A 13,140-nucleotide genomic window follows, 5' to 3' on the forward strand; every position below is an offset into this window, starting at 1 on the left:
TGCCAACGCGGCGTCGAAACCGGTTCGACACTCCCCAGGCCATCCTTTTACTTTCTTTTCGAGGCAAATCTATGTATCCATTTTCTCAATCTGTCACCCCAGCAGCCAAAACCCACATGGAAGCTCAGCTGTCGTTCTTCAACGACATGTCGAAGTCCCTGTTCCGCACTATCCAGCAGTACAGCGACCTGAACATTCAATTGGCTCAAACCCTGCTGGAAGAAAGCACGATGACGGGCCAGCAAGTCATCACCGCGCACCGTCCGACGGAGGCGATCGCCGCCGCCGCCGCCCACGCCCAGCCCACCGCGGAAAAGCTGCGCGCCTACCAGCAACACCTGTCGCGCATCGCCGCCGACACCCAGGTCGACCTGTCCAAAGTGGCGGAAGAACATGTGCAGGAAACCAGCCGCACGGCCAAGGCGCTGGCGGACGAAGTGGCACGCGTGACGTCGGAAGAAACGGAAAAAACGCTGCGCAGCCATCAGGACGCGGTGGAGCGCTTCTCCGATCCTTTCGTCCACACCGACGGCATGCGTCAATCGCGCGGCAATGAAATGCGCGGCACCTCGACCATGCAAAGCGCCGGCCATAACGGCACCGAAAGCCGTGAAGGCCGCGAAGGCAGCATGCAAGGTGGGCAAGCCTCGCAAGCCCAAACTGCCGCTCAAGCTGCTCAAGCCAGCAAACAGACTGGCGCCCGCAAGGAAACCTGAGACGGGCGACGGGGCCGATAAGCCCTGATTCCCGCCGCGCCGCGCGATCCCCCGTCGCGTAGCGCGGCATTTTTTTTGTCCATGCTTTATCATGGGCGGCTTGACGCTGTCTGGAGATAAAGATGACCAATACCGCCGCCGCGCAGCCTGAATCGCTGCACATCGTTTGCCCGCATTGCGACGCCGTCAACCGCGTTCCCGCCGCCAAACTGGCGCAGCAGCCCGTATGCGGCAAGTGCCAGAAGGCGCTGTTCACCGGCCAGCCGGTGGACTTGTCCGCCGCGCGCTTCCTCAAGCATATCGAGCGCAGCGACATTCCCGTGCTGGTGGATTTTTGGGCGCCGTGGTGCGGCCCGTGCCGGACCATGGCGCCGTTCTACACGCAGGCCACGCAGCGGCTGGAGCCGCAGTTCCGCGTGGTCAAGCTCAACACCGAGGAAGCCCAGGAGCTGGCGGCACGCTATGCGATCCGCAGCATACCCACGCTGGCGCTGTTCAAGGGCGGGCGCGAGGTGGCGCGCCAGCCGGGCGCGATGGATGCTGCCAATATCGTCGCGTGGGCGACGCAGAACAATCGCGGGTGAGGTTTTCCGCCGCCGCTTATTCGGCGGCGCGCTCCAGCCATTTGTGGATGCCGTCCAACGTGCGGAAATCGGCCACGGAGCGTGTGTTGATGTGCGGGTGGCGGCTCTGCAGCATGCGCGATAGCGCGGCGCCGGGACCCAGCTCCAGCGCGTAGGTGATGCCGGCTTCGGCGGCGGCATCCATGCAGGCGGCCCAGTGGATGGTCTCCGCCAATTGGCGCGAGAGCTGGTCCACCGCCTGCGTCTTGGTGGTGACGGCCGTCGCGCCGATGCCGGACAATACCGGCACGTTCATCGGTTTGAATTCCGTTTGCTGCAAGGCCGCCGCGAACGGAGCCACGGCCGCTCGCATGTAGGGCGTGTGCGAGGCCACTTCCACCGGCAGGCGCGTGCTGCGTCCACCGGCCGCGTGCACCGCGCGCTCCAGCGCTTCGACGTTCGCGGCCGGGCCGCCGGCGATGCAGGCGTCGTCGCCGTTTTCTATGCCCATGCAAAAATCGTGTTCGGCCAGCAGGGCCGTCACGCGCGGCAGCGCCAGGCCGGAGATGGCCGTCAGCGTCTGGCCGGGCAGGGCGAGGGCACAACTGTCCATCAGCCGCGCGCGTTCGACGGCCAGCCGTACCGCGGTCTCCGGCGGGCAGGCGCCCGCGACGCCGTATGCGGCCAGCTCGCCGATGCTGTAGCCGGCCACCAGCGCCGGCTGCGGCGCGAACGCGCGAATCGCCTCCCACATCGCCAGCGTGGCGGCGACGATCAGCGGTTGGGCGTTGCGGTTGGCGTAGATGTCCGCATCGCCGGCCAGCGCCAGGCCGGCCAGCAGCGCGCTGGCGGTGGCGTCGCCGGCGGGGCTGCTGCGGGCCAGGTCGAACATCGCGGCGTGCTGTCCGCCCTGGCCGGGGCAGAGCAGCAGCAGGCGGGAATGCGCGCCGTAGGACATCGTCATGGCGTCCCGTGATCCAGCGCGGCGATGGCGTGTACCAGGCAGCTGGCCGCCAGCAGATCCGCCGCGCCGCCCGGCGACAGGCGCTGCCGCACGAACGCCTGATGGCTGGACAGCGCTTCCTCGCGCCAGCTCGTGTTGGCCGTGCCGCCAAGATCGATGAAGCGTTGAGCATGCGCACGCACGGTCTGCGCGCCTTGCGGGCCCGCGCGGTGATAGACGTTGCTGTCGTTGATGGTGGCCATTAGCGTGAACAGGGTGTCGATACGCGCATGTGTCATGCCGGCGCCGCGCGCGCGCGAGGCCTGTAGCGCCGGCACGCCGATCTCGAACACCGACGGTAGCCCGAGCGCGCCTTCCTCCCGCGCGCCGCTGACCGCGTAGCGTGCGGCCACGCGCAGGCCGTTGCTGTTTTCCTGCGACGGTGCCGCGTGCATGGCCAGTTCGCCGCCCCAGCGTATCAGCATGGCGGCGCGCAGCGCGGCTGGCGTCATCGGCGTGCCTTGGGCGCGGGCGCGTCCGGCGGTGGCGCACAGCAGGCCAAGGCTGAAGATCGCGCCGCGATGCGTGTTGATGCCGTTGGTCGCCTTCAGCATCGCCGCCTCGGCTTCGATGCCCAACTGCTTGAGCCGCGCGAACGGGGCATCGTCCCATCCCGCAAGGCAGATTTTCTTGAAGTAGTGACGCAGCGAGAACAGGCTGCGCATGAAGGTCTGCGCGTCCATGTCGTCATGGCTGCCGGTGTCCACTGGCGATACCAATCCAGGCTTGGGATACAGGCACAGCTCCGCGTGCAGGCTGCCGACCGCCAACTTCGCCACCTGGCCTGCGAACTCGCGCCGCGCCGCGCGGCCGCCCAACCGTGGCATCGGCATCGCCACCTTCGCCGGCACCGGCAAGCGCTGGCGCATGTTTGTGCGGATGGCGCGCATCATCGTTCCTCCAGCGTCGCCAGCAGCGAGGCCGTATCCACCAGCCGCACCGCATGCAGCTCCTTGACGATCACCCTGGCCGGATTATCCATCGCCATGCGCCACTCCTTCCATGACACCGCCTGCCCGCCGAGGAAGACTATCTCGCCGTCGAGCGGCACATGCGTCGCGTGCCGCGAGAGCAGCGCCACGCCGTCATGCAGCTCTTCCTGGCTGCGCGGATGGAACAGGATGTCGATGTCCGACGTAGGCGTCAGGTAAAGCAGCCCAGTCAGCGCCTGCATCGCCATCGAGCCGTAGATGCGCAGGTGCAGGTGTGCTGTCTCGCGCTCCAGCGTCGTCAGCGCCTCGCGCCACGGGCCGGCGCTGCGCAGCGCAGAGCGCAGCTCCACCGCCGGCGACGTCCTGCTGACTTCCGCCACCTGCGCGCGCAGCGATATGCGCACCTTCTCGCCGGTTTCCTCGTCCGGCGGAAGCGGCAGGCCGAGACAGATCTCGTCCGGCAGCGCATCGATGTCGACGCGACGTACCACGGCCGGCCAATCCTGTCCCTGCCACAGCGTCAGCGCGGCCCTGTGCTGCGGCTGGGCCGCGCGCATCACCGCCTGCCAGCCCGCCTCGGACAGCCACACCAGCATATGCCGTTCCAGACCGCGACCTGCGGCCTGCATCGTCCGCGCCGGTTCAGGCAACGCGGACATGACCGTCATTCATCACGGCGTCGATCACCGGCTGCGCCCAGCGCCGGCCGCCTCGCTGCAGGCCAAGGGCGCTGCGCTGGTCGCCATTGGCCGGCGCGGCCAGCGCCGCGCGCAAGTGCGCCGCCAGGTCGCCTTCCCAGATCGCTTCCAGCCCGCCCATGCGCAGATAGTTCTCCGGCCCCGGCGCGAACACCGGATTACTTTGAGCCAGTTCCGTCAAACGCTCTTCCGGTACCTTGGTGATACGCGCCATCGCCGGCAAGCCCATGACGCGGATGGTGGCATCGGGCAGGGCGTAGCAGGCATCGGCCAGCAGGCCGCTGGTGATGAAGCCTCCGGACAGCGCCTGGTCGTACACCAGGCCGACGATCTTGTGACCCTTGCGCCGCGCCAGGTCCACGCATTTGCCCAGGTGCGCCATATAGCTGTTAATGCCCAACATCTCATCGCGGTGGCGTAGGCGCTGGCCCTGCGTATCGACCAGCATCAGTATCGGCATGCCGGGATACTCGCGCACCGTGCGCAGGATCGCCTTGGCCTGCGCCAGCGCGATCTCCACGCCGATCGGCGTATGGGCCGTGGTGCCGATCACCGCCGCCGCCTGTCCATCCACCTGCGCGCTGCCGCACAGGAAATCGTCCTGCTTGACGATGGCATGCCCTTGCGGGAACAGCGTGTCCGCCAGTTTTTTCCAATCCATCTCAGACTCCCAAACGGTGCTGGCCGGCGGCCGCGATAAAACTGTCCACGTCCAGCATCGGAATGTTGGCCGCGTCGGCGATGTGCATCGCGCTCCAGATATCGACCGGATCGGGCAGGGCGCCGAAGCGGGTGATGCGCTCGTCCAGCATTTGCTGCTCGGCCTCCAGCGTCTCCAGTGTCAGCTCCGCCTGATGGCCTGCCAGTGCGGCCAGCGCCTCGCGGGCGGCCTCGCGGAAGGCGGCGATATCGTCGGCCACGATGCGCTGGCAATCGCCCATCAGGTAGCGGTGCTTGCCGCCGCTGGTGCGCCACACCAGCGCGCGGTCGCGGGAATCGAATTCCTCGACGCCGCTGGCGGTCTCGATCACCTCCGGGCCGGACATCGCCAGCCGGCCTTCCTCCGACATCACCACCACATTGGCGCAGCGCGAGACGATGCCCATGCCGCCAAAGGCGCCGTTCGAGCCGCCCACCAGCACGACCACCGGGATGCCGGCGGCGCGCACGTCCAGCAATGCGCGCATCACCTCCGACACCGCGATCAGGCCGGCGTTGGCTTCGTGCAGGCGCACGCCGCCCGATTCCACCAGCAGCACCACCGCCGCCACGCGGTCACGCACCGCGCGCCGCAGCAGGCCAACCAGCTTGGCGCCATGCACCTCGCCGACCGCGCCGCCCATGAATCCACCTTCCTGCGCCGCCGTGTAGACGGTCACGCCGCCCAGCTCCGCGCGGCCGACCGCGACGCCGTCGTCAAACGCCACCGGTGCGTTCAGCTGTCCCAGGTGGGGGCTGACCACGCGCTCTGACGGCGGCAGGAATTCTTCAAAGCTGTTTGGATCGAACAGCTGCTGCAAGCGTTCGCGCGCATTCGCTTCCTGATAACTGCCCATTACGCCCCTCCCAGCATGGTCTGCACCGCCTGGTCCATGCGCAGGCTGACGACGGCCGGTGTGGCACCCATGTCGTTGATGGAGATGCGGGTGTCCGCCAGCAGCCAGCGCTGGTGGAAGTCGCGCATCACCGCCTCCCAGATCGGCCCGAAGCCGACGGCGGCGGTGGTGATCTCGATGGTGCAGGCGTCGGCCAGGTCGGCCGGTTCGATCAGCACTTCCAGGTTGCCGGAACCGACCACGCCCACCACATGCGGCGCTGCCTTCAGCCGCTGCGTGCCTTGTTCGAATCGGTAGTTCAGTGTTTCCATAGTCAGCTCCTTACCAGTTGCGGAAACGCTTGGGCGGCTGGTACAAACCGCCCGATGCGCGCACCAGGTCTTTCATATTGCGGGCGGCCAGCAGGTCGCGCGTGGCCATGCGTTTGTCGATGCCCAGGTCCTCCGCGCGCTGGATGATGCCGCGGTCACGCAGGTTCTCCACCATCCGCTTGTCGCGCGCCAGGCCGACCGGCGTGTAGCCCGCCACGCCGCGTATCGCCTGCTCGCGTTCCTCGTCGGTGCGGCACATCAGCAGATTGGCGATGCCTTCCTCGGTCAGGATGTGGCTCACATCGTCGCCGTAGATCATCACCGGCGGTATCGCCATCTTGGCCTGTTCCATCAGCTCCCACGCGTCGAGCTTCTCCACGAAGGCAGGCTGCATATGCTCGCGGAAGGTCTCCACCATCTGCACCACCAGCTTCTGGCCGCGCGGGATGGTGTTGCGGCCCGCGCGCGCCTGCTCGCCGGCCTTCAGCCACGCGGGGCTGGCATGGCGCCGTCCGCGCGCGTCCGCGCCCATGTTGGAGGCGCCGCCGAAGCCGGAGATGCGGCCGGCGGTGGCGGTCGACGAATTACCCTGCAAGTCGATCTGCAGCGTCGAGCCGATGAACATGTCGCAGGCGTAGTGGCCGGCGGCCTGGCACATGGCGCGGTTGCTGCGCATGGTGCCGTCCGGGCCGATGGCGAAGACGTCTGGCCGCGCATGGATGTAATCCTCCATGCCCAGTTCCGAACCGAAGGAATGCACCGACTGCACAAAGCCCGCCTCGATCGCCGGGATCAGCGCCGGATGCGGATTGAGCGCCCAGTGCTTGCCGATCTTGCCGCGCAGGCCCAGCGACTCGGCGTAGGTCGGCAGCAGCAGCTCGATGGCGGCGGTGTCGAAGCCGATGCCGTGGTTCAGGCGTTGCACGCCATACTCGGCGTAGATGCCCTTGATCGCCATCATCGCCATCAGCACCTGGATCTCGGAGATCTGCGCCGGATCGCGCGTGAACAGCGGCTCGATGTAGTAGGGGCGCGGCGACTGCACGACGAAATCGACCCAGTCGCCCGGCACGTCCACCCGCGGCAGGGTGTCCGCGATGCGGTTGACCTGCACGATGACGATGCCCTGCTTGAAAGCGGTGGCTTCGACGATGGCCGGCGTGTCCTCGGTGTTCGGGCCGGTGTACAGGTTGCCGTGGCGGTCCGCCGCCTCCGCCGCGATCAGGCAGACGCGCGGCGGCAAGTCGATGAAGTAGCGGCTGAACAGCTCCAGGTAGGTGTGGATGGCGCCGATATTGAGCTTGCCGGCGGAAGCCAGCCGCGCCACGCGCACCGCCTGCGGGCCGGAGAACGAGAAGTCCAGCCGCGAGGCGACGCCGCGCTCGAACACGTCCAGGTGCTCCGGCAGCGCCAGCACCGACTGCAGCATGTGCAGGTTGTTGATGCGCGCCGGGTCCAGGTTGGCCAGTGCATGGCCGAGGAAGTCGGCCTGCTTCTGGTTGTTCCCTTCCAGGCAAACGCGGTCGCCGCACTCCAGCGCCGCGTGCAGCAGGTCGGCGACGCGCGCGGCCGGCAGGCTTTTGCCGTCGAGGTCATTGCCCAAGGCTGCGCGCGCCCGCTGCAAGCGCGCGGCGCGGTTCTGCTGCAGGGTATTCCAGCTCATTTATTTTGCTCCCATGATCATGTCCGGCAGGCCGGTGGAAATGGACGGGAACAGGCATAGTAGCAGCACCGCCAAGAACATCAAAACCAGGAACGGGAACACGCCCCACACCACATCCTTGAGCGGGATGTCGGGCGCGATGTTCTTGATGACGAAAATGTTCAGGCCCACCGGCGGGTGGATCAGGCCCATTTCCATCACCACCGTCATCACGATGCCGAACCAGATCAGGTCAAAGCCGGCGGCCTTCAGCGGCGGCAGGATGATGGGCGCCGTCATCAGGATGATCGATACCGGCGGCAGGAAGAAGCCGAACACGATCACCATCAGCAGGATCACCGCCAGCAGCAGCCATTTCGACAGGTGCAGGCTGACCACCCACGCGGCGGCGGACTGGCTGATATGCAGGTAGCTCATCACGTACGAGTAGAACAGCGACATGCCGATGATCAGCAACAGCATCGTCGATTCCTTGATCGAGGAGCTGAGGATGGGCGACAGGTCCTTCGGCCGCCACACGCCGTAGATCGCGGCCAGCAGCACCAGTGCCAGCAAGGCGCCCAAGCCGGCCGTCTCGGATGGCGTGGCGAAGCCGCCGTACAGCGCGACCATCACGCCGATCAGCAGGATGATGAAGGGCAGCACGCGCGGCAGCATTTCCACCTTCTGCGCCAGCGTGTAGTGTTCGTCCTCCAGGTAGGCCGACTTGGCGCCGCCCTGTTCGTAGATGACCAGCGCGGCCTTGTATTCCTTGTGCGCGCGGTAGACGGCATAGCCGGCGAAGAGCAGCACCAGCAGCACGCCGGGGCCTATCCCGGCCAGGAACAGGCGGCCCAGCGACTGCTCGGCGGCCACCGCGTACAGGATCATGGTGATCGACGGCGGCAGCAGGATGCCCAGCGTGCCGCCGGCGGCGATGATGCCTGCTGCGAAACCGGGCGAGTAGCCACGGCGGCGCATCTCGGGGATGCCGGCCGAGCCGATGGCCGAGCAGGTGGCGGGCGACGAGCCGGCCATCGCCGCGAACAGCGCGCATGCGAACACGTTGGCGATACCCAGGCCGCCCGGTATTTTGTGCATCCATGTGTGGATGGCGGAGTACAGGTCCTTGCCGGCCGGGGACTTGCCGATGGCCGCGCCCTTCAGGATGAACAGGGGGATGGACAGCAGCGTGATCGACGCCATTTCCTCGTACACGTTCTGGGTGATCGTGTCGAGCGAGGAGGGCGGCATGCAGAAGTACATGAAGCCGGTGGCCACCACGCCCAGTGCGAAGGCGATCGGCATCCCGGAGAACATCACCACCAGGGTGACGGCGCCGTACAGGGCGCCGAGGGTCAGGTCGCTCATGCCGCGCGCTCCGATGAAGGTTTGTTGGTCATCCGTGCCAGCGTTTGCAGCACGATCTGCAGCGTGAGGATGCTCATCCCGGCGGCCATCATGGCGTAGGGGATCCACAGCGGCGGGGCGAAGGTTGACGAGGTGGTCTGGCCGTCCACCCAGGCCTCATGGAACAGCGTCCACGATTTCCACGAGAAGAAGGCGCAGAACAGCGCCGACACCACGTCCACCATGAACAGCCGCGCCGCGTTCACGCGCGCCGGCAGCAGCGAGGCCAGCGCCTCGATGCCGATATGGCCGCGGTGCGACTGCACGTAGGCGGTGCAGAAGAAGGTCACGCCGACCAGCATGAACACGGAAGCCTCGTCCTGCCAGTCGGTGGGCGCCTGGAAGAAGTAGCGCGACACCACCGAGTAGGTCAGCACGAGGGCCGTCAGCACCAGCGCCACCATCGACACCAGCATCAGCCCGTGATTGAGCTTGTTCAGCAGCGCGGTGGCCAGCGCCACGGCCGCGTTGTCCGGCGGAGCGGCCGCGCGCGGCGGCTCCAGCTCTATGCCGTGGCTCACAGCGTCTTCTCCGCCAGCTTGAGCAGCTTGGCGCAGCTTTCATTGCGTTCGCTGTAGTCCTTCCAGGCGGTGGTGCGGGCGATGGCCTGCCATTTTTTCAGCGCGGTGGGATTCAGGTCCACCACCTTTGCCTTGGCCTTGGCGTAGACATTGGCCACGGCCGTGTCGTCGGCCTTGGCGGAGGTCAGCGCGAAGGCTTCCATCTCGGCGCCGACCGCCATGATGGTGGCTTGCTGTTCCTTGGTCAGGCGGTCGAAGACGGCCTTGGACATCATCAGCGGTTCGAACATGAACCAGTACGCGCCCGCGCGGCCGGTGGTCAGCGCCTTCGACACTTCCTCCAGGCGGAACGAGATCAGCGAGGTGGAGGAGGTCAGCGCCGCCTCCATCGCGCCGGTCTGCATGGCGGCGTAGATCTCATTGGACGGCAGCGACACCACGGCGGCGCCGGCGGCCTTGAGGATCAGGTCCATCTCGCGCGAGCCGCCGCGTATCTTCATGCCCTTGGCGTCGTCCGGATCGATCACCGGTTTGGTGCGCGAGGCCACGCCGCCGGCCTGCCAGATCCAGCTCACCAGCACGATGCCTTTCTCGTTCAGGATGCGGCTCAACTCCTTGCCCACTTCGGCGTTCTTCCAGCCGTAGGCCTGTTCGTAGGACGTCACCAGGCCGGGCATCAGGCCGATGTTCACTTCCGGGACTTCGCCGCCAGCGTACGACAGCGGCACCAGCGACATGTCCAGCGCGCCCTTGCGCATGGCCGAGAACTGGGCGTTGGTCTTCATCAGCGAGGAGCCGGGATAGATCTCGAATTTGAGGCTGCCCTTGCTGCGCTTTTCCACCTCGGCCGCGAACATGCGGGTCAGGCGGTCGCGGAAATCGCCGTCGGTGACGGTCCCGCCGGGGAACTGGTGCGAGATCTTGAGGGTGGTGCTCTGCGCCCATGCCGGTTGCAGCAACAGCGGGCTGGCGGCCAGGGCGGCCAGTACGGACCTGCGGGTGATTACGCTCATGTTGTCTCCAAGGGTAAGTCAAATATGCAATGCTTTGTTTTGTGTATACAAGAATATCTTGTTCGAATACATTGTCAAGCTAAATAAGCGACTTATAATGAAGCTTGATATACACAAGGCTGCGAAGACCATGACCACCCATTCCGCCACGCTGCGCGAAGAGATTGAAGAGATGATCGCCATCGGCGAGCTCAAACCGGGCCAGCACCTCGACGAGACCGAGCTGGCCGCGCGCTTCGGCGTCTCCCGCACGCCGGTGCGCGAAACGCTGATCCAGCTGGCTTCCATGGGATTGGTGGTGATACGTCCGCGGCGCGGCGCCATCGTCGCGGAGCTGGGGCCGCAGCAGCTGGTGGAGATGTTCGAGGTGATGTCGGAACTGGAGGCGACCTGCGGCCGCCTGGCCGCGCGCCGCATGACGCCTGCGGAGCAGCAGGCTTTATTGGCGGCCCATCAGGCCTGCCAGGAGGCACGCGATGCGCAGGAGCCGGACGTCTACTACTACAAGAACGAGTTGTTCCACGAGGCGATCTACGCCGGCAGCCATAATCAGTTCCTGATCGAGCAGACGCGCAACCTGTACCGGCGGCTGCGCCCCTACCGCCGTTTGCAGCTGCGGGTGCGCGACCGGCTGGCCACGTCCTATCACGAGCATGATGGCGTGGTGCAGGCGATTGTCGGTGGCGATGGCGAACTGGCGGCGCGCCTGCTGCGCGAGCATGTGATGATACAGGGGCAGCGCTTCTCGGATCTGATGGCGTCCCTGCCGCAGCTGCAGCGGGACGCGGCCTAGATTCAGCCAGCCGCGCCGCGCACCATCCGCACCGGCTTGGCCGCGTTGGACGGGGCCTGCGGCAGCATGTCTTGCAGCGTTTGTTTATCCAGTACGGCCAGGAAGGCTTTGGTGGCGTCGTTCAGCGTGTGCTTGAGCGCGCAGTTGGGCGTGAGCGGGCAGGTGTCGGTTTCGCGGTCGAAGCATTCGGCCATGAAAAAGTCGGTCTCGGTCGCCCGCACCAGCGCGCCGATGTTGATGTCCTTTGGCTCCTTCGCCAGCCGCAGGCCGCCATTGCGGCCCCGCACCGTCTCCACCAGGCCGGATTGACCCAGCTGGTACACCACCTTCATCAGATGATTCTTCGAGATCGCGTGCATGTCGGCGATGTCCTGGATCGTGACCAGCCGGTCCCGGTGCGCGCTCAGGTACAGCAAGGTACGCAGGGAGTAGTCGGTGAAGGATGTCAGGCGCATGGCTCGGAGTGTCTGTTGCAGGTCAATTCACCATTTTACATCCTCGCGAAGCTTTACTCCATTTGTTGCAGAATGTCGCGCACGCGCAGCAGCGCGGTTTCGATATCGAGCGTCTCGATGCCGCCGTAGCCGAGGAACAGGCCAGCCTTGGGCGGCGTGAAGGCGTAGAAGTTCGACAGCGGATACAGGCCGACGTCGGCGCGCCGCGCCAGCCGCCGCAGCAGGTCCAGGTCCAGCGGCTTTTTGCACAGCGCCGCCACGTGGAAGCCGGCGCTGGCCGGCACCAGTTCGAACCACGGCGACAGCGGCCCGGCAAACATGGCTTGCAGGCGCTCGCGCCGCGTCGCGTAGATCTCGCTGCAGCGGCGGATGTGGCGCGACAGGTAGCCGTCCGAAATGAACTTGGCCAGCGCGTGCTGGCTGGCGGTGGCGGTGTGCCAGTCGTTCAGGTGCTTGACGGTGAGGGCCGCGTTCAACACCGCCTCCGGCAGCACCGCGTAGCCGAGCCGCAGCTCCGGCAGCATCACCTTGGAGAAGGTGCCGACGAAGGCTACCACGCCGTGCCGGTCCATGCTCTGCAGCGAATCGGTGGGCCGGCCCTCGTAGCGGAATTCGCTGTCGTAGTCGTCCTCGATGATGATGGCGCCGATCTCCAGCGCACGCGCGAGCAGCGCCTCGCGCCGGGCCACGCTCATCGGCATCCCCAGCGGGAACTGGTGGGCCGGCGTGGTGTAGATCAGCCGCGTGCCTTGCGGGATCTGCTCTACCAGCATGCCTTCGCGGTCGACGCCGATGCCCACCACCTGCGCGCCCTGGCTGGCGAACAGCATGCGCGCGGCCGGATAGCCCGGCTCCTCGACCGCCACCACGCAGCCCGGCTCCAGCAGCACGCGTCCCAGCAGGTCCAGCGCCTGCTGGGCGCCGTTGGTGACCACCACATTGTGGGCGGTGCAGACCACGCCGCGCGCATAGGCAGCATGGTGGGCGATGGCCGCGCGCAGTTCGGCAACGCCTTCGGCCTGATGGTACATGCCGCCGCCCTTGGCGTCCTGGCGCAGGCCGTGCAGCACGCAGCGGCGCCACTCGTCGATGGGGAACAAGCCGGGAGTGATGCAGCCACCGATGAACTCATGGCGCGAGCGGCCTTCCGGGAACGGGTTGCGCAGCGGTGCGTGCATGGCGTCCCACTTGGCGACGATGGCGGCGCTGGCCAAATTGCTGGTGACCTGGCGGCGCGGCCTGGCCTCCGCCGGCGCGCTGACAAAGCTGCCTTTGCCGACCTGGCCCAGCACCAGCCGCTCCTGCGTCAGGCGGGTGTAGACATCGGAGACGGTCTTGCGCGACAGGCCTAGCTGCTCGGCCAGCAGGCGGGTGGGCGGCAACTGCTGGCCGTCGGCCAGGCGCCCGCTGCGGATCGAGTCGCTCAGCTGGCGGTACAGCTGCCCGCTCAGATCTTTCGTGCCCTCGATGACGATGTGAAGTTCCATGTTATGTTTGTGCGGCGCCTGACAGACAATACCCGGCAGT

Annotated in this window: 15 protein-coding genes; 3 read left to right on the forward strand and 12 right to left on the reverse strand. The window is 66.6% G+C overall.

Features of this window, described 5'->3' with window-relative positions; genetic code table 11:
• The first annotated feature begins 116 nt into the window (after window positions 1–116).
• Together ACUJB0_RS28925 and trxC are read left to right on the forward strand one after the other, a co-directional pair.
• Window positions 117–716 (forward strand): phasin family protein, encoded by a 600-nt coding sequence (locus ACUJB0_RS28925; RefSeq protein WP_444848269.1) that lies wholly within the window; start codon window positions 117–119, stop codon window positions 714–716.
• Between the two features lie 122 nt (window positions 717–838).
• Window positions 839–1,300 (forward strand): thioredoxin TrxC, encoded by a 462-nt coding sequence (gene trxC, locus ACUJB0_RS28930; RefSeq protein ID WP_161083229.1) that lies wholly within the window; start codon window positions 839–841, stop codon window positions 1,298–1,300.
• 16 nt (window positions 1,301–1,316) lie between these two features.
• Here trxC and ACUJB0_RS28935 read toward each other — a convergent pair whose 3' ends face one another.
• Genes ACUJB0_RS28935 through ACUJB0_RS28980 form a run of 10 tightly spaced genes read right to left on the reverse strand, consistent with a single transcriptional unit; the run spans window position 1,317 to window position 10,365 of the window.
• Window positions 1,317–2,243, reverse strand: a complete 927-nt coding sequence (locus tag ACUJB0_RS28935) for an ACP S-malonyltransferase (RefSeq protein ID WP_444848270.1) — start codon at window positions 2,241–2,243, stop codon at window positions 1,317–1,319.
• The gene (mdcB, locus tag ACUJB0_RS28940; protein ID WP_444848312.1) at window positions 2,240–3,172 is read right to left on the reverse strand and encodes a triphosphoribosyl-dephospho-CoA synthase MdcB; all 933 of its coding nucleotides are present in this window, start codon (window positions 3,170–3,172) and stop codon (window positions 2,240–2,242) included. Before mdcB ends, ACUJB0_RS28935 begins: the two co-directional genes overlap by 4 nt.
• Entirely contained in the window at window positions 3,172–3,873 is a 702-nt protein-coding gene (mdcG, locus tag ACUJB0_RS28945) for a malonate decarboxylase holo-[acyl-carrier-protein] synthase (RefSeq protein ID WP_444848271.1), read from the reverse strand. Before mdcG ends, mdcB begins: the two co-directional genes overlap by 1 nt.
• Complete coding sequence (gene mdcE / locus ACUJB0_RS28950; protein WP_444848272.1) at window positions 3,857–4,573, reverse strand: biotin-independent malonate decarboxylase subunit gamma; 717 nt, start codon at window positions 4,571–4,573, stop codon at window positions 3,857–3,859. Before mdcE ends, mdcG begins: the two co-directional genes overlap by 17 nt.
• 1 nt (window position 4,574) lies before the next feature.
• Window positions 4,575–5,468 (reverse strand): biotin-independent malonate decarboxylase subunit beta, encoded by an 894-nt coding sequence (locus ACUJB0_RS28955; protein ID WP_444848273.1) that lies wholly within the window; start codon window positions 5,466–5,468, stop codon window positions 4,575–4,577.
• Window positions 5,468–5,779, reverse strand: a complete 312-nt coding sequence (mdcC, locus tag ACUJB0_RS28960) for a malonate decarboxylase acyl carrier protein (RefSeq protein WP_444848274.1) — start codon at window positions 5,777–5,779, stop codon at window positions 5,468–5,470. Before mdcC ends, ACUJB0_RS28955 begins: the two co-directional genes overlap by 1 nt.
• Window positions 5,780–5,789: 10 nt before the next feature.
• Entirely contained in the window at window positions 5,790–7,442 is a 1,653-nt protein-coding gene (mdcA, locus tag ACUJB0_RS28965; RefSeq protein WP_444848275.1) for a malonate decarboxylase subunit alpha, read from the reverse strand.
• The gene (locus tag ACUJB0_RS28970) at window positions 7,443–8,792 is read right to left on the reverse strand and encodes a TRAP transporter large permease (protein WP_444848276.1); all 1,350 of its coding nucleotides are present in this window, start codon (window positions 8,790–8,792) and stop codon (window positions 7,443–7,445) included. It lies immediately after the preceding gene.
• Window positions 8,789–9,352 (reverse strand): TRAP transporter small permease, encoded by a 564-nt coding sequence (locus ACUJB0_RS28975; protein WP_444848277.1) that lies wholly within the window; start codon window positions 9,350–9,352, stop codon window positions 8,789–8,791. Before ACUJB0_RS28975 ends, ACUJB0_RS28970 begins: the two co-directional genes overlap by 4 nt.
• Entirely contained in the window at window positions 9,349–10,365 is a 1,017-nt protein-coding gene (locus ACUJB0_RS28980; protein ID WP_444848278.1) for a TRAP transporter substrate-binding protein, read from the reverse strand. Before ACUJB0_RS28980 ends, ACUJB0_RS28975 begins: the two co-directional genes overlap by 4 nt.
• A 130-nt stretch (window positions 10,366–10,495) precedes the next feature.
• On the opposite strand from ACUJB0_RS28980, the gene ACUJB0_RS28985 reads away from it, so the two are divergent.
• The gene (locus ACUJB0_RS28985) at window positions 10,496–11,158 is read left to right on the forward strand and encodes a GntR family transcriptional regulator (protein ID WP_161083220.1); all 663 of its coding nucleotides are present in this window, start codon (window positions 10,496–10,498) and stop codon (window positions 11,156–11,158) included.
• A gap of 2 nt (window positions 11,159–11,160) precedes the next feature.
• On the opposite strand, the gene ACUJB0_RS28990 is transcribed toward ACUJB0_RS28985, so the two are convergent.
• Both ACUJB0_RS28990 and pdxR read right to left on the reverse strand, forming a co-directional pair.
• Entirely contained in the window at window positions 11,161–11,613 is a 453-nt protein-coding gene (locus tag ACUJB0_RS28990; protein ID WP_161091210.1) for an RrF2 family transcriptional regulator, read from the reverse strand.
• 53 nt (window positions 11,614–11,666) lie between these two features.
• Entirely contained in the window at window positions 11,667–13,100 is a 1,434-nt protein-coding gene (pdxR, locus tag ACUJB0_RS28995) for a MocR-like pyridoxine biosynthesis transcription factor PdxR (protein WP_444848279.1), read from the reverse strand.
• Window positions 13,101–13,140 lie beyond the last annotated feature (40 nt).

The sequence above is a fragment of the Duganella caerulea genome, assembly GCF_040362985.1.
GTDB classification, from domain to species: Bacteria; Pseudomonadota; Gammaproteobacteria; order Burkholderiales; family Burkholderiaceae_D; genus Rugamonas; species Rugamonas vulcania.